The organism is Megasphaera sp. AF13-6AC, from assembly GCF_027685385.1.
Classification (GTDB): Bacteria; Bacillota; Negativicutes; order Veillonellales; family Megasphaeraceae; genus Megasphaera; species Megasphaera micronuciformis.
In genome coordinates this window covers 1-19460 of sequence record NZ_JAQCUN010000012.1, presented here as the reverse complement: position 1 = coordinate 19460, position 19460 = coordinate 1, and the positions used below count along the sequence as shown (strand labels likewise).

The following is a 19460-nucleotide window of genomic DNA, read 5'->3' as shown; positions in this document are numbered from 1 at the left end:
ATCGTCGACGGCATTGCTGAAATCATGTGAGTCATAGTGCCAACCGGTAACGGGAATTATGAAGCCGAAGTTACGCAATGTATCCTTCAAATCATCAGACTTTAGGCTGTCCGAGTTTGCCGGTACATTTCCGTCAATGCCGTCAGACAGTAAGGTATGAAGGTCTTCGGCAAAAGACTCGCGGCTCGACAGCCCCGTAACTTTTAAAATGGCAGAGACAGTGTTTCCGTCCCGTCTTTGAGCCGCATTATCATATATGGAAAAGGCTAAGGCCTTATCGTTGACGGCTTTGAAAAAAGCGGACTTATCTTTCGCATCGGCTGATGTTATAATTCGATTAAACGCATAATCAGGAGTGTTTTTATAAATATAATGATAAGAAGAGATAAGGGCGGCAAGAGAAAAAATCAGTGCCAATAAGGCCGCGATTGTACGTATGTCAAATAAAACGGCATCGCGTGGTTTCATAGGAGTCCTTCTTTCGCATATACTCATATCAATAGAATAATATCTTATTATATCACGAAATAAAAGTAAGCGTTTAACAGGAGACTGGAGGAGAAAAATGGTTCGAAGTGAAGAAAATGAAATTGTCGGCCTTTATTGCGGCAGTCGCTTTATCAGCCTGCGTGAAGCGACGGGCAAGGAGCCGGATGCCTTGCCCGTATATGCCGCAACGCCGACGGGCAATAAAATTTTGGTTCGTTCGTGTTTGATGCTTTTAGCGGCTGCTACAGATGAAGTTTGTAAGGGCGGAGAAGTTGACGTGTTCTATCCTTTGAGTAAGGGATTATACGGGATTATTCACGGTACTCCCGAGATGACGGAAGAGCTTATCGAGCACATTCAGAAAAAGATGAATGAATTTGTGGAACGAAAAGAACCGATGCTTGTCGTGCAGGTGAGGGACTCGGGAACCTTATATAAGTGCGGAAGCATCTCTAAGTTCTTTGACGGACCATTAGTACCCCATGCCGGATATATACGTGCCGTTAAGGTGCGAGCCCGGGGAAAAGGGTTTGTTTTGGAAATACCTCAGATATACTGTCCTACGGAGCTTGCCCCGGTTGAAGACGTGCCGGGCATGGTTTCTCTTTTTACGGATGTAAGAAAATTTTATCGTAAGCTGGATTGCCGGTTTGTATCCGACTTGAATCGCCATATACGTGACGGCTCCGTTCAAACATTAATTGACAAGTGCGAGGCGAATGTGTCCGCGCGCTTTGAAAGCTTGGCGAATAGTATAAGAAACAGGCTGCCTATCGTCCGTACGGTTTTGATTGCCGGACCGACATCGTCCGGAAAGACGACCTTCGGAAAAAGGCTGGCCGCATGCCTCTATGAAAAAGATGTGAACTTATTGTCCCTGTCGCTGGATGATTACTTTGTAAATAGGGAAGATACGCCGAAAAATGAGGACGGTTCGTATGATTTTGAATCCTTACAAGCCGTGGATGTCGATTTATTCAACAGTCAAGCGGAACGTTTATTGCAAGGTGAGAGCGTATGTCTGCCGCATTTTGACTTCATTACGGGTAAACGTTATTACGACACGAAAAAGACAACCCTTTCTCGAGACGGTATATTGATCGTCGAAGGTCTGCACGCTTTGAATGATAAACTCGTTCGATATGTGTCGAGAGAAAGGCAATACAAAGTTTCCGTAGGGGTTTGGACGCAGTTACCTGTAGATGAGCTGAACCGCATATCAACATCGGATACACGTATCATTAGAAGGCTGATTCGAGATAACCGTACACGCGGGAGAAATCCGGAAGTGACATTGGAAGCATGGGACGGGGTACGACGAGGAGAAGACATAAATATTTATCCGTATAGACAAGATGCGGATGCTCTCTTCGATACGTCCTTACTTTATGAGTGGGCTGTTATGAAGCCTCAGGCCGAGGCATTACTGGCAACTGTAGGCCGGGACAGTCCGTACTATTTGGAAGCACGACGACTTTGTGAGGTGTTGACACACTTCCTGCCGCTTTCTGTTGAAGTCGTGCCGAAAAAATCGTTATTGCGTGAATTTATAGGTGAAGAAGGGACGGCCTGTGAATCTATTTGACAAAGAATAGGGCCGTCGCTATAATAATATAGTCGAGGTAGAGAAGATGAGGATTCAAGTCGAAAATGCGCGTAAAGAGGAAGGGAAGCACTTTTCCTTTTCTTTTGTACAACCTGCTTCAAAACTGGGCGATATAGATGACATGCCGTGGAAAGATAACGATATCTCTGTAGAAGGAGAATATTGGTTCGACGGGAGTCATCTGATTGTTGAAGGTGTCATTCATACTCGCGGTATATACGAGTGTGCGTCTTGCCTGGCGCCTGTTGAAGCGGAACGCGATGCAGCACTGTCTGAAGTCTATGGTACGGAAGCACAGCTTCCCGAAGATGTCAATCCGTATAACGGAGAGTACATCGATTTGACGGAGACGATTAGAGAGCTCTTGATCCTGAGCGAGCCTATGAAGGTCTTGTGTCGGCCTGATTGTGCAGGCCTTTGCCCTCAATGCGGGGCAAACCTCAATGAAGGTGCTTGCAGTTGTCCTACCGACAGGGTAGACCCGAGATTAGCAGTGCTTAGCGATTGGTTAAAGTCGTAAGTACTGACATTCGTATCAAGATTTTAAGGAGGTGCAGATAATGGCAGTACCGAAGAACAGATTGTCCCAAACACGCCAAAAACGTCGTCGCGCTAACTGGAAATTGACAGCTCCGGGATTTGTAGAATGCCCGCAGTGTCATGAAGCAGTTATGCCTCATCACGTATGCCCTACTTGCGGTTTTTATAAGGGCAAGCAAGTCGTAAATAATACGGCAGCGGAATAAGAATTGATGGGTGGACTTATGTTCACCTTTATACCGAGAAGGAAACGTTTTTTAACGTACCGTCTCGGTATTTTTACGGAAACAGGGGATTGTAAGAGCTGTACATTCGTTATGTGTACCTCTTACAGTCCCCTGTTTAGCTTATGAAGTATATTCTTATACATACAATGCAGTTCTTAATATATATCGGCAACCGGTAATTTGTATCTATATTGACTATATTTTGACGTAATTCTATAATGGAATTGATAATAAAAGCTGTTATTCGCATAAATTTCAAAAAGATGGGAGCTATTATTAATGAATAGATCGTTACTATTAAATGGCTTGATTCTGGGTACCTTGCTTTGTACGGGAACCATCACGGCGAGGGCTGTTGATGCCGATGTACAATCAGGTATAGCAGCTGCGGCTCCGCGTGAAACTCGAGCACAAGCCGTTCATTCTACGTGGCGGGATCGTACGGATATAGCGGTAGGGGTCCAGACGGGAAGCTCATCTGAAGGACATGAAAGCCTTTTTCCTACAGATGACCACAATCAGTTCTATCGTCAAAAAAAGGATTACGGGAATTTGACGAAGGCCTATGTAGAAACCTTGCAACCGATCACTCATTATGATGAAAATGCCAAAAGTGTTGTATTTGTACAAGGGCGCATCGGTCGTAGCGGTGAAAAAATCAGATCTTACGGTCTGCGAGGCTATTTTCTTCCCGAAAAGGTAACCACACCTGTCGGACTGTCCTTTAAAGCCATAAACGTCGATGAGGACTCGTCGAAAACGTTGGGGAACACGGCCTCGATCGGCGTGGGGTATCGTAGACTTAGTGCACATGAACATGCCTATATAGGTGTAAATGCTTTTTATGACCATGCTTTCAGCGGCGGGTATCATCGTATCAGTGCCGGTGTAGAATATGTAAACGGATTTAATACCGTATATGCCAATGCCTATAAAGGGCTGTCGCAAGGAGGCCTCGTTAAAGGTCGCGGCGGTACGGCACCTCCGGCGCGGTTATATCCCGAAGGGCTTCCTCCGAGGGCGGCGGACGGCAACTATTACGGCATAATTCCTGGAGAAAACTATACTACCTATACTTTGGATAAGGCTCTCGGCGGCTATGATATTGCCTATGTAAGAGACTTTAAAAATGCACGCTGGGCACGAGCTTATGTTAACGGGTATTATTGGCGCGGCGGTAGTTTTAATCATGAACAGGAATATCGTTACGGGCGTCCCGGACATTGGACCGTTCCCTTGTTTTTATCTAGAAAAAACACTCACTATAAGGGACTTAAAGTCGGTGCGGAATTACAACTGACACCTCATATCTCTCTGGATATAGGGTATAACAGCGGCAATCACGCTTCTAAGGGTATGTATGGAGTTGTTAAATATACCTTGGGAGCTTCACGCTTTGCTTATTGGGGCGGGAAACACAGTGATGATATTATCACGACGGCTCGGGCCAAGATGCTTGACAAGGTACGGCGTCAAGACATGGTTGTTGAGTCTATGTATGATATAGAATATTTCTACTTGGCACCTATAGATCATTTATAGAATATGAGGTAAAGAAATGAGAAAACATTTTGCACTAAAGTATCTACTCTTGGGCGGCTTGATCGGGGCAACTACTGTTACGGCTCTGGCCGCCGATGCGGAGGTTCAGGCAGCACAGAGTATGTCACAAGAAGAAGTACGGCGAGAAGCCGTTCGCTCTACGTGGCGGGACCGTACGGATATCGTCATAGGCGCACAAAGCTATAAATCTCAGGCCGGTTATGGTGAAGGGTCCCCTAATGTAGAGACCTCTCATCCTGCATATCTCCCCTCACACATGAATAATGCATCGGGGACGGATGTGAACGCTAAGTTTTATGTAGAAACTCTCCATCCGGTGACGCACTATGATGAAAATTCGAAAAGTGTCGTCTTTGTACAAGGCGGGGCGGGACGTAACGGCGAAAAGATAAAAACCGTGTCTTTAACGGGAGGTCGCTGGGTTATGAACCCTCGGACCGGTTACGGGTATTTACATCCCGTTTTTTCGGGTCGTGTCGAGTCTGTCGGAACGACGGCCAATATAGGCGTCGGCTATCGTCGTCTCAGTAAGGATGAAAACGCTTTCTGGGGTGCCAATGCTTTCTATGACCATGCCTTTACGGGCGGCTATAATCGTGTGAGTGCCGGTGCGGAGTACGTGACGGGGTATAATGAGTTTCGTATCAATGTATACCAGGGTCTGGGCGGCAAGAAAAATGATATTAAGGTGAACGGATATCTGGGAAATTTTAGCGGCAATTACTATGCAGATTATCTGCGGCTAAGGAATCCTGACGGCAGTCTCGGAGGAATCTCGGGCGGTGTTATCCGTTATGATTCGAGGACTTATGACAGAGCTCTCGGCGGTATCGATTTTGAGTATGCCCGTACATTTAAAAATGCTCGTTGGTTGCGAGCCTATATAGACGGGTATTATTGGCGGAGCTCCCACCCGGCAGTGAGACCCGGATTGGGCGGGACTATTTCGGGAAAGCGTGCAACCCGCGGTTTTAAAGTAGGAGCCGAAATGAACCTGACGCCGCATCTTACTATGGATATAGGTTTCCAAACCGGATCCGGCGACCCGAAGGGGGTTTTTGCAGATAACGGCGGCGGCGGTTTCAACCTTCGTCAAACAGGTCATGACAGCTTGAACGGCGTTTATGTAATGCTCAGGTATACGCTTGGTAAGTCACGCTTTGCTTGGCATGGCGGTAAACACAGTGATGATGTTGTTACTGTGGCTCGTGCCAAGATGCTCGATAAGGTGCGGCGAAGCGAATTAGTCATTGATTCGACCTATCAGGAAGCTTGGGATGGGGAAATGTATTCGGAACTGTAAGGTATTTATAGACATAATAGTAAAAACGACACTGACCGTATATCGGTCGGTGTCGTTTTTCGTGTGTGTCGGTGTTTGACTTTATAAAATGGAAGTTAATTCAGAAGGATGGTTAATGAGAAAAGTCGGCTTCAGGCGAGCTAAGAAATCTTTGTCACGAAACCCCCAGGTAACAAGGATAACGTCGGTACCTGCGTTTTGGGCCGTTTGAAAATCCACTTCCGAGTCGCCGACATAGACGGCTTCGGCCGGCGTGAGATTGAAACGGCGGAGAGCTTCAAGGATCATTTGCGGAGCCGGTTTTTTCGGTATGGCTGACGTTTCTCCCAGGGAGAATTCCGCATAGTTACGAAAGAATTTATTATGCAAGGTTGTTACGGCTTCTTGCCCCTTATTGGAAACAACGGCCAGACGATAGCCTTTTATCTTCAGGTATTGTAAGGCTTCGGGAATGCCGTCATAAGGACAGGTATGACGACGGCAGCGTATGGCATAATCTTGCTTAAAGTCTTCCGCCATACGGGCGCGCTCCTCTTCAGAGGCGTCGGGAGCCGAACTTTTCATGAGCCCCGAGTAGCCGTAGCCTAAGTTTGCACGAACTTTTTCACGAGTCAAGACGGAAAGGCCGCGACTCTTAAAGACTTCGGCCAGGCTATCGGTTAAATCGGTGAGTGTATCCAGAACTGTTCCGTCCATATCGAAAAGAACGGCTTTATAAAATTTCATTTTTATGCCTCCTGCCAATTACGAAAACTTATTTTTTATTATAGAATATGCTTTTTGCCTTGTCTAACGGTAAAAAAAGATACAAACGAGTGCGTCTGTGTGATACAATTATACGGAATGTATTCAGTATTTCGGAAAGAGGAGTGGAGATGTATGAGTCAATTTCTACCGTATATTTTGGTAGTCGGCACGATTATTGTGTTTTTTGCCGTATGTTACCTTGTCTATTCAGGGGACGATAAAAAGAAGGAACATCGTGAAGAGCCCCCTGTCTTAAAAGAACGGCACCATGCGCCGCCTCATCACTCTGCAGGAGAAGGAACGAAAGGACAGTATACGCCTGTTGGGCAAGAGCCTGGAACTGTTCGGAGTGAGTCTAAATCTGTACAGGTACATCGTAAGGAAACAAAGACTACGCCCGGTTATTTAACGAAAGACGGTCGTATCGTCGGGGTCGACGGAGAAGTACTGTACAGTGAGAAACATCGACAGGAAGCGGATAATGCCGAAAACACTCGAGTTCTTAAACGTGAAGAAGTAAAAGCGGCTATACAAAAAGCTCGGGCAGCTCAAGACGCGGGATCCGAAAAAGAGGAAAAAACGGGGCGTCAATCATTAGCTGATATTGCCGCTGTCGTGGCTGCCGATTTAGCGGCTAAAGAAGCCGATAAAGTAAAACCTCGGGAAGAGGCGGAAGATAGAGTTGTATTAGATGCGACTCAACCCGTTCCCGTTTTGTCGGAAGTGTTAAGGAAAGGTGAAACACCTGAAGCACCGGTTCAGCAGGAAACGACTGAGGAAAGGGGTGTACCGTCAGTAAGGGTGCAGGAAAACGATAAAGCGGAAGAACAGCCGTGGCGTCGAGGTAATTTGGCAGAGTCCCCTGTCATTTCCCGGTGTACGGAACATTTCTTAAAGCAATATACTATTGTTCGTACGGATTTGAAGAAGCAAGTTCAATATATTACGGATGCCGCTTTTCGCTCCGTAGGTGCTACTCTTGATGACGAACGCGAAAAGGTGCTTTCTTCTTTTGCGGTTCAGGATGCATTACGGCAGGTACAAAAAACTTATACGGCTCACCCCGAGTCTTTTGTGGAAGCCGTTGTAACCCGTGCCTTTGCCGATGTGGTTCGTTGTCCCGAAACATCGACGCGTCACCTTGTGGCTACGGACGCGCTGAAGGTTATGCCCTCTTTGTCGCGGCCTCACTATCGGATTTTGGCTCTTTTATTGCTGTTTCTTTATTCGAGAAACACGCATAATGTTGATAAGGAAACGTTCGGACAGTATATGGAAAAATATGTGCTGCCCATTGTCGATCGCTTTCCGACGGAACGGCCTTATTATCAGCAATTGGACTATCTTCATTGTACGGCTGTCGAAGCCAAGGGTACGACCTTTGCGGCTCTTTTGGGAGATTCGTATCCGCTCTTATTCCGTTATAGAGGCTTTACGGAAGAAGAATTACGTAAGGCCTTGCAGGATGAATTCCTGCCCGGAGAATTTGTCGTACAGTCTTTTAATTCGCCCTTATATAAATTGGCTCTCATCGACGAAACCATGTCTTCGCGCTTTTTCCGTATGGCCGGTATAGAAAATCGAGGTACACAGGATCGATTGTTGCGTTTGGCACGCAAGCGCCCGGCGAATTTCAGCGGCGAAGAAGCTTTGGATGTCATGGAAGGCATTTCACCTGTTTTGGCGGATATCAGTGATATTTGGGACAGCACGATGCTACGCGTTTCGACCTTGTCGCTTCTCGGTTTGTACCTCGGGCAGGGATATATCAAGGAAATTATCGGAGAAGAATTCGATTTAAGTCGTTGGTTTGAATAAAAGGAGCTATTGTGAAAAAAATACGTAAGGCCGTTATTCCCGCTGCCGGGTTCGGCACACGATTTTTGCCGGCTACCAAGGCGACGCCGAAAGAAATGTTACCCATTGTCGATAAACCGACTATTCAGTATATCGTAGAAGAAGCCTTGGCAAGCGGTATTGAAGAAATTTTGATTATCAGCGGACATGCCAAAAGAGCCATTGAGGATCATTTTGATACGACGCCCGGATTGGAGCAGCATTTAGAGCAAAGCGGTAAAGAAGACTTGTTAAAGCTGGTTCGGGATATTTCGGAAATCAATATCCATTATATTCGACAAAAACATATGCGCGGTCTCGGTGATGCCGTTTTGTGTGCCCGCTCCTTTATTGATAACGAGCCTTTTGCCGTATTGCTCGGAGATGATGTCGTCTATAACCGGGAAAAACCGGCACTGCAGCAAATGATTGATGTATTCAACGATGTAAACGCTACGGTTCTCGGTTGCCAGGAAGTGGCCCCTGAAAGAGTATCGTCTTACGGTATCGTGGCAGGCACTCAAGTGAGCGAAAATCTTTTGCGTGTAACGGATATGATTGAAAAACCATCTCTTCATGAGGCCCCCGGCCGTACAGCCGTCTTGGGCAGGTATATTATTACTCCCTGTATTTTTGAAACATTGCAGCATACACAGCCCGGAAAAGGCGGAGAGATTCAGTTGACCGATGCGTTGAAAGAAATGGCTCATCGTGAACCCGTATATGCCTATTGCTTTAAAGGCAAGCGATATGATGTAGGTAATAAGTTAGGCTTTTTACAAGCTACCGTAGAATATGCCTTGCGTGATGAAGAGTTGGGTGGCGATTTTTACGAGTATTTAAGAGATATCGTTACCCATAAAGTGAATACGGAAAAATAAAAGTAATGTTTGTGTCTTGACAATTCTCAAAACTAAATGTAGAATTGAGAACAGGCAAAAACAATTGCTATAAGTTATGGAAAAGGAGATGTCGAACATGTTTCAAAACAGCGATTTTTGGATTGGCTTGGGCGTAGGTGTTATTGCCGGCGTTTTCGGTTATAAATTGATGGCTGAAAGAGAACAGCAGCTTCTCGCACTTCAGCAACCGGCAGTTGGCAGCGTGGCTACGAACGTACCCTTGGCTGAATTACAACGCCAGAAGGAAGAATTGGAAGATCTTATTGCCGCTCAGGAAGCTGAACAGGCTTAAGGCATAGGGCTAAAGAAACTGCCGCCACTTGTGGCGGCAGTTTCTTTTAAAAATGATACCTTTTCTTATGAAAAAATGATATAATAAAGGAGTTCGAACAACTATGTTTCACTTTTCAAAGTGGGATTTTATTATTCGCACCGTATCGGTTCGCTCCTATATACCCGGAAGAATACGTTTACAAAGTAAACGACTTATCAATAACCAGTCTTTAGTTCGGCAGGTGTATGAGCACATTTCGGCGTATAAGGAAATCGAAACGGTCGAAGTGAATCCGCTTACAGGATCCGTATTGTTGACCTATAAGCCGGATGTACTGCGTGCCAATAGGGAATTGGCTGAAGTCGAACAATATATAATGAACCATGTTGAAAGGAGGACCTAATTGTGTCCTATGTATCCGGATTTATGCTGGGCGCCTCTATCGGTAAGGCCGTTCACTCGTTTTTACACGGCTCGCCTCAGTCAGCGGCTACTCCCGGTCGGGGGTTTGTAAGTACCCCGCAGAATGTACGGACCGCACCCTCGACAAACTGTGTAATACCGGCCTTTGCCTGTGTATCCGCATTGCCCGGTCGGAGACGGTATCGTGCAGCGGCTCTTGTGGGAAATGCAAGTCTTGCCGATTTATTACAGGAAGGTTTGGAAAAAGTGAAGGGCATTACGTCTGTACAGGTAAATGTTACAACGGGCGGTATTCTTATCTGTGCTGAAGACGACTCTGTTTTTAAACGCGTGGAAGTCTTCCTGGAAGGACGCTTTTTTCTGTCGCCCTGTGTAAGAGAGACGATAATGCGGCCGCAAATGCCGCACAGACAGCCTGCTTCGGAATATAAGCATACGTTGCAGGAAGTAATGGGAACTATGAGTGATTATATTTACGAACGCACACACCGCCTTTTCGATTTGCGCTCCCTTGTTTCATTCATTCTCATCGTTCGCGGTATTCGCCGTATGGTAACCCTCGATGAAATGCCTTCGGGTCCGCAAATGTTGTGGTGGGCTGTAGCACTTTTACGCGGAAAGTAGGGATAAGTATGTATAATTCATATAAAGTGCCGTTGCGCGCATTTTTGCCGACGCTTATGCGTCCGATTCTTGCTGCGCAGTTACGACGCATTCGCGGTGTTGTGGCAGCCTCGGCTGATGATAAAGAAGTTGTTCTGTATTACAAGGGCTTACTTGATATGCGGGCCATTACCCGATTTATCCGTCAGTTTGAAGATAAACGGGGAGTAAAGAAAGAAGAAAAAAGTGATTTGGATGCATCGGCGTATCGTCGCGAAGCTATTTTATCCGTCGGCGGCTTTATTGCCATGAACATTTTGAACAAGACGAATCCTGAATTCTATGCTTCAATGTTGCTTGTTCGTCGTCTCTTTACCCTTTTCATAGCCCGCCGCTTTATTAAAAACGGCATTGCCGGCATTATTGAGGATAAACAGGCCAATGCGGACACATTGACGGCTACGGCGGTTATTGCTTCCGTCTTGTCCGGTAAGCCTGAATCGAGCTTGACCTTACTGGCTCTTTCCAACGGGGCTGAAATGTTGACTGAATATGCGGCTGAAAAGGCTCGTAGTCAGATCTCCAGCTTACTTAAATTGGATCAGCGTGATGTTTGGCTCGTTGAAGACGGACGGGAACGCAAGGTTCCTGTAGACTCGTTGAAACCCGGCGACTGTATAGCTGTTCACTTAGGTGAAAAGATTTGCGTCGACGGTAAGGTTATCGGCGGCAATGCGGCTGTTAACCAAGCCTCCATTACCGGTGAATCGGCTCCGGCTATTAAGCAGGAAGGATCTTCCGTTTATGCAGGGTCGGTTATTGAAGCGGGTGACCTGATCATGACCGTTGAAAAAGTCGGTAAGGATACGTCCTTGGCACAGATTATTCACTTGGTTGAAGAAGCGCAAACTCGTCGTGCACCCGTACAAAACTTTGCCGACAAGATGGCAAACATGCTCGTACCCGTTTCCTTTATCGGTGCCGCTATTATTTACGGGGCTACGAAAGATTGGCAACGTGTCCTGAACCTGCTCTTTATCGATTTCTCTTGCGGCCTGAAGCTATCGACGGCAACGGCTATTTCCGCAGCTATCGGGGTAGCGGCTAAGCAAGGGATCCTCATTAAAGGCGGTAATTATATTGAAAACCTTTCCAATGTCGATACGGTAGTCCTTGATAAGACGGGTACCATTACTATCGGTGTACCTCAAATTTCTCATATTGAAACACGTGAAGGTGTTTCGAAAAAGGAAATCATCTTGTCTGCTGCATCTGCAGAGATGCACTCTGTCCATCCTTTGGCGGTAGCTATCCAGAAGTATGTAAAGGATAACGATTGGCAGACGCCGCCGCATGACTCATCTGAAACGGTTGTGGCACGCGGTATGAAGGCTACCGTTCCTCCCTTTGAAGAATTTTCCGGCGGTGATATTCTCGTAGGTTCGCGCCGCTTTATGGATGAAGAAGGGGTAACAGGCGTACCGGCAGTTGTTGACAAAACGTGGGGTAAGAACATTCTCTTCGTAGCTAAAGACGGGGAATACATGGGCTTTTTAACCATTCAGGATCCCGTTCGTCCGGGTATGAAAAAGACTTTGAATCGTATGCGACGTATCGGCGTTGACGAAGTCGTTATGTTAACGGGTGATTCTAAGGAAGTGGCTGCAGACGTAGCTCATGCTATGGATATTGACGGGTATCATGCTGAAATTTTGCCGGAAGATAAAGCCAACTATGTTATGGAATTGCAAAAACGAGGCAATGTCATGATGGTAGGCGACGGTATAAATGATGCACCGGCGTTGGCTTTTGCTGATATCGGTGTCAGCTTGGGCGGTCAAAAGACGGATATTGCCGCTGAATCGGCAGCTATTACGATTCGTTCGGAAGACCCGGGCAAGTTGTTTAACGCCTTACAAATCGGGCAGCGGACAATGGAAGTAATTAATCAAAACTTTACGGCTACCATTCTCGTTAACTCGACAGCTATGCTTCTCGGAGCTTTGGGGAAAATCAGTCCTCTCTGGGCTGCCGTTATTCATAATACGGCGACCTTGGCAGTTGTCTTGAACAGTGCCCGAATTCTCGGACCGGGAAAAGGTAAGTTAAGATAAGATTTTACATAAAGCAGCCTTATAAATCGGAAGCGATTTGTAAGGCTGCTTTTATTTTCATTATACAAACTGTCCTGTTGTATATTATGTCTTTCTGTATATATTCATATAGTCAGAATCGCTGTATAATAATGTCAAATATACTTATGAGGTGATGTAATGATGCAGAAACAAGGAACAGCGGGAACAATGACCCATACAGCTACAAGAAGGTTAACTATGGCCGCTCTTTTTATGGCTATGAATATTGCTCTAAGCTCGTTCGGTATTCCCGTCCCGGGAGGACACCTGTATATTAACGATATTGTTATCTGTTTGGCTGCCCTGTTATTCACACCGAAAGAGGCTTTCTTTGTCGGCGGTATCGGTGCTTTTCTGGGCGACTTTTTCTTTTATCCGGCGCCCATGTTCGTGTCGTTAGTTACACATGGTCTTCAGGCCGGTATGATTGCCGTGCTTATTGCCGGCGGAGAAGAAAAGCGCTCTAAAGGGCGCGTCATAGGGGCTTTGCTTGTAGGCGCGGTGATTATGGTTATAGGCTATTCTTTGGGAAGAGCTTACGTCTACAGCACGCCTGAATACTCACTTATTAAATTGCCCTTCGAAATATTACAGGCCATGATCGGCGTTGTATTTTCCTATATACTTTATTTTTATACCTCTGTTCGAGAAGCATGGAAAAAGCATATAAGTGAATAATTATTTGTAATATGTGCTGAGCGTATCATTGAAAATTGTCATGATACGCTCCTTTTTTTGTGGTAATATACGGAGTTGGCAAGTTTATTGCAAATGGAAAAGGGCCTTTGATATAATCGAATCAGATAAAACAAGAGAAGTATTCCCTAGCTGGTGCCGCCTTATCTTGGCGGTACATCTTTTTTGTTGCTGTTGCGGACGGAGGGAAGCGTATGGACAAATTGGAACGGTTTAAGGGATGTATGCTTGGCGGTGCGACCGGCGATGCACTGGGATATGTCATTGAATTCGACAGTTTGAATGCTATCCGACGTAAATACGGACCGCACGGACTTCGTACGATTTTAAAATCAAAGAAAGACGGCAATAAGGCGGTTATTTCCGATGATACACAACTGACTTTGTTTACGGCTGACGGCTTGTTATGGGCGGCTGAAGACGGGGTTGATTCGGTAGACAGAGTTTTTCGCTCCTATATGCGCTGGTATTATACGCAGACGGAACGTATCGTTAAGCCTGAACAAAAGGCGTGGATGTTACGGCAACCCCATGAGGATAAGTGGGGATATGATCTTATGGATACAGCGTCATTATATGTTCGACGGGCGCCGGGAAAAACCTGCCTGCAGTCTTTGGCCATGGGGATATCTTTTGCCGCTCACGAAGTACCCAATAGCAGTAAAAGCGGAGGAGCTGTGAAGCGGGCGGCTCCGGTAGGCTTGTTTTACAGTGAACGTCCGGAAGAAGCCTTTCATGTCGGTTGTGAAACGGCTTTTTTAACACACGGCGGGTCGGAAGCCGTCGTGACGACGGGATCCTATTGCCTGCTCATTGCCTTACTTAGTAAGGGGATGTCTTTGCATGAAGCTTTGCCTCAAGTAATTACGAAAGCTGAAAATGAAGCGGGCGGAGAATTGACTGCAGAACGGTTGCGCATGGCCGTAACGGAGGCAGAGTCGGACAGGGTTCCTGTCGACAGTATCAAAAGGTTGACCGATAGTAAGCACGCTGCCGGCATTTTAGCGGTTGCCGTTTACTGCATTTTAAAGACCGATTCGTTGCGTCATGCCGTTATTATGTCGTGTAATCATGACGATGACAGCAATTCATGCGGGACTGTTTGCGGCAGTTTGGCAGGGACAATTTACGGTGCCGGAGCCATTCCTGAAGGATGGCTTAATACTCTGGAATGTTTTGACTTGTTGGTAGGTATGAGTCATTCATTGTATGAAGCTGTTTAAATAATAGAAATAAATGAATTTTGACTGTATAAAGGCGACCTGACGAAGGTCGCTTTTTTATTATTCACTTTGCAAGTAAGACGTGATTAAATTTGTAAGATACGTCTCTTTGCGACAGAGAAAATATATGCTAGAATGGGTATACTGTAGTATAACGCAATTGTCTGATTAATCGGCATAATGGATAAATAGCCGGATATTGATTAAAATTTAAAATTAATACGACGATTGCCGTGAGGAGAGATTTATGACAGCACAGTCGAACTATTTAGCGGGGAAACGGACGGAAATACATCCGTACAAGACGCGTGAAGGCGGTGCGACCGTAACCGTATTCGTCCCGTATAATTGCTTGAATAACTGCCCGTTTTGTATAAATAAAGCGGAATATGAAAATTCTGAAGGATTTTCGGCAGATAAAATTTGTGAGAGCATCCGTCGTATGGATGCCATTACTCCTTATTGTGACTTTGTCTTTACGGGGGGAGAACCCTTTGCGGATTTGAACGTATTGCAACAAATGTTGGATGAAATCCCGAAAACTCATAAGGTATATATAAATACGACCTTACCTGTATCGAAGTTTCAGACGGAAGATGACATTGTGAGATTTACGGAAAAAAATAAGGATAAGATTACGTGCATTAACGTGTCCAGACATATGCAACACTATGTAGTCGAGTCCAATGACGGCTTACTGAAACGCTTAGCAGTACCTTTCCGCATCAATTGTGTTTTATATAAAGACTATCCGAAGCAGGATATGATTCCTTACCTGGAACGATTCCGCCTTATTCCGGGAGCGTCTATACAGTTTCGCTTCGACTATACGGAAACGACTCCGGAAAACTTATATGAGACTGAACATGACAAGATTTTGGGCGATTTGAAAAAAATTGCCGACTATCGAGGGTTGGACGGTTGTCGCATGCGTTGCGGCTTCCATTTTGATTACAAAGGGTTGCCTTTGACTTATCATAAAACGTTGCCGTACAGTACTATCGTTGAAAAAGACGAGAAGGACGGCGTTACGTATAATATTTTATATGATATCTTAATTAAGCAAACCGGTGAAATTCACAGCGATTGGGACGGAACTCTTCTCGATGTGACGGCTTACGAGAAAGTTGTATATGAGCCGTATGACTTAAAGTGGTTGGAAAGAGTCGATTTAAAGACCGGTACGATTATAGAAGAAAATAAAACAGCGGTATAGGACAATAAATCCCTCGTAGAAATGCGGGGGATTATTTTCGTCATAAATAGCGAACAAATGTTTGATAAATAGGCAAGGCTGTGATATTCTGATGGGGGGAGGAGATTGTATGTTGGGAGAAGCAATGTCCGAAAAATTGAAAATACTTACAGATGCGGCTAAGTATGATGCATCCTGTTCGTCGTCCGGAAGCTCGCGCAAGAATACAGCAAGCGGTATCGGTGCTGCCGAGTCATGCGGTATTTGCCATTCATGGTCGGCTGACGGTCGTTGCATTTCTCTTTTAAAAATATTGATGACTAATCGGTGCATATATGATTGTGCGTACTGTGTCAATCGTGTAGGGAATGATATACGACGAGCCCTTATGACGCCGCGTGAAATTGCCGATTTAACGATTGAGTTTTACAGGCGTAATTATATTGAAGGGTTGTTTTTGAGCTCCGGTATTTACAAGTCCCCCGACTATACGACGGAACTTCTTATTGAAACGGCAAGACTGTTGCGAGAAGAATATAAGTTTAACGGCTATATTCATATGAAGGGAATACCCGGGACGGATGAAGCCCTTGTTCAACGCTTAGCTTTTTATGCGGATCGGATGAGTGTGAACATTGAGTTGCCGTCCGAAACGGGCCTAAAGTTACTGGCTCCTCATAAGACAAAAAGCGGTATTTTAAAGCCCATGAACTCTTTAGCCGACGGGATTACGATCAATCGTTATGAGAGAAAAAAGAGCCGTAAGGCCGGTATGTTTTTGCCTGCAGGGCAGACGACCCAGATGATTGTCGGGGCAACAAAGGAGCGGGATCGACATATTTTGCGACTTGCGGAGTCCTTATATAAACACATCCATTTAAAACGTGTCTATTATTCGGCTTACGTGCCTGTCGTTGCGGATACGCGTCTGCCGACAGTGACGGCACCGCCTCTTAAACGAGAGCATCGGTTGTATCAGGCCGATTGGTTGCTACGCTTTTATGGGTTTAAAGCCGATGAAATTCTTTCGGAAGACAATCCCGATTTTGATTTGTATCTGGATCCGAAGGCTTGTTGGGCTCTGCGCCATCCCGAAGTCTTTCCTGTAGAAATCAATAAGGCATCATATGAAATGCTTCTGCGCGTGCCGGGCATAGGAGTCCTTTCGGCACGCCGCATTTGTGCGGCTCGTCGTAGTGCATACTTATCTTTTGATACGGTAAAACGGTTGGGGATTGTCATGAAGCGGGCAAAATACTTTATTACTTGCAAAGGAAAGTATTTCGGCGGATCGTATAACTTACAAAATATCGATCGCACCTTGCGTCTTCAGGAAAGACAGGCGTCTTATGCGCCTACATCCCTTTTTTAGAGGTGGCAGATGAACTATACATATGACGGGACCTTTTTCGGGTTTATGTCCGCAATTTTTGCGGCATATGCGGACGGCATTACCAGTGTCGGTACTATTGGGGAGAGTGCGGAGACCTCTCTTTTCGGAGATTGTAAATACATACCGACAGAAGCGGATAAAGCAGGTCGTGTTTTAACAGGTCTGAAAAATCAATGTGGTGAAAAAGCGGTATATTATTTATATTATGGATTTTTGTCCGATATAAAGGGAAAGGAAGCGTCATTGACAACGTATATTCGCCGTGCCTTTATATTGAAACATGACTTTTATAGACGACTTCAAGAGGCGGCCTTATGGCGTGTTCGCAATATGGCGCGAAAGACAGCTAATGAACGTCACGCCTTATCAGGGCTCTTGCGCTTTCGCGAGTTTTCCGACGGAATGTTGTATGCACCTGCTAATCCGGTGTGTAATATAGTACCTCTGCTGGCATCGCATTTTGCTGCACGACTACCGAAGGAACGTTGGGTTATTCACGATGTAAATAGGCATGAGGGCGTTTTTTATGAAAACGGCAAGGCCCTTCTCGTTCATATTGACGGGCGAATATATTCATCAGCCGACTTATCGGAAAAAGAAAGAGCTTTTTCATCTTTGTGGAAAACTTTTTATAAGACCGTAGCCATCGATTCGAGACGTAACGAAGAGTTGCGTAAACAAAATATGCCGAAACGGTATTGGCCGTGGTTGGTGGAAAACCCGTAAAAGAAAGTTTATTTTTCGAGTTAAGTAGTATATAATAGTAACATTAGATTATCATAGGGAGAGTTGAGTCCGATTGAAGCGAGTGTTGGTCAGCGTTGTCAGTATCCAGCGGGATATGGACGGCAAGGAAGTTAAGTCGGAACTCGTTTCGGCGGGTAAATACTACGAAAAACATGGAGCCCGATATTTCGTCTATAAAGAAAGCGAAATTACCGGCATGGAGGGCGTTACGACGGTGATTAAGTTGCAAACCGACGGGACGCTCATCTTATTGCGTCTCGGAAAGATTCGGCAAAAACAGGAATATGCTGTCGGCAAGGTAAAAAAATCCTTGTATGAGACGCCTTTCGGAGATATTGAAGTAAGTATGAAAACCTATGAAATCAAAGTCGATATGGTTGACGGTATCGGCAGGATATATTTAGCATACGATGTTTTATTAGGCGAATTGACGTCTACATATAACCAATTATTTATGGAGATTCGGGAGGATCGGGCGTAATGGATATGAAGGAAACGGTAATACAAGGAATTAAAGCGGCATTGGCAGCAGCCGTGTCGGCAGGAGATTTGCCGGACGGCGAATATCCCGATGTCCTCCTGGAAGTGCCGCCGCAAAAAGAGTTCGGCGATTTTGCGACCAATATTGCCATGCAATCGGCTCGAATAGCTCATAAGTCACCGCGTATGATTGCTGACATACTTTTGAAACACTTGGACGCTCCGTGGTTGGAAAAAGCTGAAGTTGCCGGAGCGGGGTTCATTAACTTTTTCTTAAAGCACGATATCATTTACGATACGTTGTGCCATATTCTGGAACAAGGAAAGCAGTACGGGCAAGCTCCCTTGCGGGCGGAAGATACGGTGCAGGTGGAATATGTAAGTGCCAATCCGACAGGCCCTTTACATGTAGGGCACGGGCGTGGAGCCGCATACGGAAGTGCTCTGGTTAATTTGTTGCGTGCAGCGGGATATAATGTTCAGTCCGAATATTATATTAACGACGCAGGCAATCAAATGAATAACTTGGCGGCGTCCGTCAATGCCCGTTATCTGGAATTGTTCGGCAAAAAAGCGGAAATTCCCGAAAACGGCTATCACGGAGCCGATATTATCGACACGGCTCGTGCTATTATAGAGCAAGACGGGGATAAATATTTACAAATGGATGAAAAGGATCGATTGGAAATTTTCAAAAATCGAGCTTATGAAGAAAAATTGAAGGCTCTTAAGCGAGATTTGGAAAGTTTCAACGTTACCTTTGATAAATGGTTCAGTGAACGGACGTTGCATCCCGAAGCCATTAAAAAAGCGTGTGAAACGCTGAAGGGCAACGGTAATATGTATGAAAAAGACGGGGCTCTCTGGTTAAAATCAACGGCGTACGGAGATGATAAAGATCGCGTTGTTATTCGTGATAACGGGGTGCCTACCTATTTGGCCGCTGATATTGCGTATCATAAGAACAAATATGAACGACAGTTTAAAAAGCTTATCAATATTTGGGGAGCCGACCATCACGGTTATGTGGCTCGTGTTAAAGCGGCTATGGCGGCTTTGGGGCTTGACCCGAATCAAT

20 protein-coding genes are annotated in these 19460 nt (G+C 45.5%); 18 read left to right on the top strand and 2 right to left on the bottom strand.

Annotation, left to right across the window (positions count from 1 at the left end; translation table 11 throughout):
• Positions 1-468: hypothetical protein (locus tag PGX78_RS01620; protein ID WP_270445112.1), on the bottom strand; the 468-nt coding region annotated here is incomplete at its 3' end.
• Between the two features lie 97 nt (positions 469-565).
• Here PGX78_RS01620 and PGX78_RS01615 point away from each other — a divergent pair.
• The 5 genes from PGX78_RS01615 to PGX78_RS01595 all read left to right on the top strand — a co-directional run bounded on the left by PGX78_RS01615 (position 566) and on the right by PGX78_RS01595 (position 5728).
• A complete protein-coding gene (locus PGX78_RS01615; protein WP_270445111.1) occupies positions 566-2074 on the top strand; it encodes a uridine kinase family protein in 1509 nt (502 codons plus the stop codon).
• A gap of 46 nt (positions 2075-2120) precedes the next feature.
• Positions 2121-2615: a YceD family protein gene (locus tag PGX78_RS01610; RefSeq protein ID WP_270445110.1), complete on the top strand. Its 495-nt coding sequence runs from the start codon at positions 2121-2123 to the stop codon at positions 2613-2615.
• A gap of 40 nt (positions 2616-2655) precedes the next feature.
• Complete coding sequence (rpmF, locus tag PGX78_RS01605; RefSeq protein WP_006941898.1) at positions 2656-2841, top strand: 50S ribosomal protein L32; 186 nt, start codon at positions 2656-2658, stop codon at positions 2839-2841.
• 300 nt (positions 2842-3141) lie between these two features.
• Positions 3142-4404 carry an inverse autotransporter beta domain-containing protein gene (locus tag PGX78_RS01600; RefSeq protein ID WP_270445109.1) on the top strand — a complete coding sequence of 421 codons (1263 nt, stop codon included), beginning with the start codon at positions 3142-3144 and terminating at the stop codon, positions 4402-4404.
• Between the two features lie 16 nt (positions 4405-4420).
• Complete coding sequence (locus PGX78_RS01595; RefSeq protein ID WP_270445108.1) at positions 4421-5728, top strand: inverse autotransporter beta domain-containing protein; 1308 nt, start codon at positions 4421-4423, stop codon at positions 5726-5728.
• A gap of 81 nt (positions 5729-5809) precedes the next feature.
• On the opposite strand, the gene PGX78_RS01590 is transcribed toward PGX78_RS01595, so the two are convergent.
• Positions 5810-6454 carry an HAD family hydrolase gene (locus PGX78_RS01590; protein WP_270445107.1) on the bottom strand — a complete coding sequence of 215 codons (645 nt, stop codon included), beginning with the start codon at positions 6452-6454 and terminating at the stop codon, positions 5810-5812.
• Positions 6455-6607: 153 nt separating this feature from the next.
• On the opposite strand from PGX78_RS01590, the gene PGX78_RS01585 reads away from it, so the two are divergent.
• The 13 genes from PGX78_RS01585 to argS all read left to right on the top strand — a co-directional run.
• Positions 6608-8293 carry an LPO_1073/Vpar_1526 family protein gene (locus PGX78_RS01585; protein WP_270445106.1) on the top strand — a complete coding sequence of 562 codons (1686 nt, stop codon included), beginning with the start codon at positions 6608-6610 and terminating at the stop codon, positions 8291-8293.
• Between the two features lie 11 nt (positions 8294-8304).
• Positions 8305-9192, top strand: coding sequence for a UTP--glucose-1-phosphate uridylyltransferase GalU (galU, locus tag PGX78_RS01580; RefSeq protein WP_270445105.1), 888 nt, complete (start codon positions 8305-8307; stop codon positions 9190-9192).
• Between the two features lie 97 nt (positions 9193-9289).
• Entirely contained in the window at positions 9290-9505 is a 216-nt protein-coding gene (locus PGX78_RS01575) for a hypothetical protein (protein ID WP_040773777.1), read from the top strand.
• A gap of 103 nt (positions 9506-9608) precedes the next feature.
• Positions 9609-9890 carry an HMA2 domain-containing protein gene (locus PGX78_RS01570; protein ID WP_006941905.1) on the top strand — a complete coding sequence of 94 codons (282 nt, stop codon included), beginning with the start codon at positions 9609-9611 and terminating at the stop codon, positions 9888-9890.
• 2 nt (positions 9891-9892) lie between these two features.
• A complete protein-coding gene (locus PGX78_RS01565) occupies positions 9893-10534 on the top strand; it encodes an HMA2 domain-containing protein (protein ID WP_270445104.1) in 642 nt (213 codons plus the stop codon).
• Between the two features lie 8 nt (positions 10535-10542).
• Positions 10543-12627, top strand: a complete 2085-nt coding sequence (locus PGX78_RS01560; RefSeq protein WP_270445103.1) for a heavy metal translocating P-type ATPase — start codon at positions 10543-10545, stop codon at positions 12625-12627.
• A 159-nt stretch (positions 12628-12786) separates the two neighbouring features.
• Positions 12787-13326 (top strand): ECF transporter S component, encoded by a 540-nt coding sequence (locus PGX78_RS01555; RefSeq protein WP_006941908.1) that lies wholly within the window; start codon positions 12787-12789, stop codon positions 13324-13326.
• A 212-nt stretch (positions 13327-13538) separates the two neighbouring features.
• The gene (locus PGX78_RS01550; RefSeq protein ID WP_270445102.1) at positions 13539-14567 is read left to right on the top strand and encodes an ADP-ribosylglycohydrolase family protein; all 1029 of its coding nucleotides are present in this window, start codon (positions 13539-13541) and stop codon (positions 14565-14567) included.
• 247 nt (positions 14568-14814) lie between these two features.
• Positions 14815-15783 carry a 4Fe-4S cluster-binding domain-containing protein gene (locus PGX78_RS01545; RefSeq protein WP_270445101.1) on the top strand — a complete coding sequence of 323 codons (969 nt, stop codon included), beginning with the start codon at positions 14815-14817 and terminating at the stop codon, positions 15781-15783.
• 109 nt (positions 15784-15892) lie between these two features.
• Positions 15893-17134 (top strand): putative DNA modification/repair radical SAM protein, encoded by a 1242-nt coding sequence (locus tag PGX78_RS01540; RefSeq protein WP_270445100.1) that lies wholly within the window; start codon positions 15893-15895, stop codon positions 17132-17134.
• Between the two features lie 9 nt (positions 17135-17143).
• Positions 17144-17881: a TIGR03915 family putative DNA repair protein gene (locus PGX78_RS01535; protein ID WP_270445099.1), complete on the top strand. Its 738-nt coding sequence runs from the start codon at positions 17144-17146 to the stop codon at positions 17879-17881.
• An 82-nt stretch (positions 17882-17963) separates the two neighbouring features.
• Positions 17964-18383, top strand: coding sequence for a DUF1934 domain-containing protein (locus PGX78_RS01530; RefSeq protein ID WP_270445114.1), 420 nt, complete (start codon positions 17964-17966; stop codon positions 18381-18383).
• Positions 18383-19460, top strand: a 1078-nt coding sequence (gene argS / locus PGX78_RS01525) for an arginine--tRNA ligase (protein WP_270445098.1), incomplete at its 3' end; no start/stop codon positions are given. The genes PGX78_RS01530 and argS, both read left to right, overlap by 1 nt.

Coding starts and splice junctions, on each gene's coding strand:
- PGX78_RS01545 (WP_270445101.1), top strand. CDS start 14,815: ATGACAGCACAGTCGAACTATTTAGCGGGGAAACGGACGGAAATACAT.
- PGX78_RS01570 (WP_006941905.1), top strand. CDS start 9,609: ATGTTTCACTTTTCAAAGTGGGATTTTATTATTCGCACCGTATCGGTT.
- PGX78_RS01610 (WP_270445110.1), top strand. CDS start 2,121: ATGAGGATTCAAGTCGAAAATGCGCGTAAAGAGGAAGGGAAGCACTTT.
- PGX78_RS01550 (WP_270445102.1), top strand. CDS start 13,539: ATGGACAAATTGGAACGGTTTAAGGGATGTATGCTTGGCGGTGCGACC.
- PGX78_RS01615 (WP_270445111.1), top strand. CDS start 566: ATGGTTCGAAGTGAAGAAAATGAAATTGTCGGCCTTTATTGCGGCAGT.
- PGX78_RS01585 (WP_270445106.1), top strand. CDS start 6,608: ATGAGTCAATTTCTACCGTATATTTTGGTAGTCGGCACGATTATTGTG.
- PGX78_RS01560 (WP_270445103.1), top strand. CDS start 10,543: ATGTATAATTCATATAAAGTGCCGTTGCGCGCATTTTTGCCGACGCTT.
- PGX78_RS01575 (WP_040773777.1), top strand. CDS start 9,290: ATGTTTCAAAACAGCGATTTTTGGATTGGCTTGGGCGTAGGTGTTATT.
- PGX78_RS01555 (WP_006941908.1), top strand. CDS start 12,787: ATGATGCAGAAACAAGGAACAGCGGGAACAATGACCCATACAGCTACA.
- rpmF (WP_006941898.1), top strand. CDS start 2,656: ATGGCAGTACCGAAGAACAGATTGTCCCAAACACGCCAAAAACGTCGT.
- PGX78_RS01595 (WP_270445108.1), top strand. CDS start 4,421: ATGAGAAAACATTTTGCACTAAAGTATCTACTCTTGGGCGGCTTGATC.
- PGX78_RS01600 (WP_270445109.1), top strand. CDS start 3,142: ATGAATAGATCGTTACTATTAAATGGCTTGATTCTGGGTACCTTGCTT.
- PGX78_RS01540 (WP_270445100.1), top strand. CDS start 15,893: ATGTTGGGAGAAGCAATGTCCGAAAAATTGAAAATACTTACAGATGCG.
- PGX78_RS01590 (WP_270445107.1), bottom strand. CDS start 6,454: ATGAAATTTTATAAAGCCGTTCTTTTCGATATGGACGGAACAGTTCTG.
- PGX78_RS01535 (WP_270445099.1), top strand. CDS start 17,144: ATGAACTATACATATGACGGGACCTTTTTCGGGTTTATGTCCGCAATT.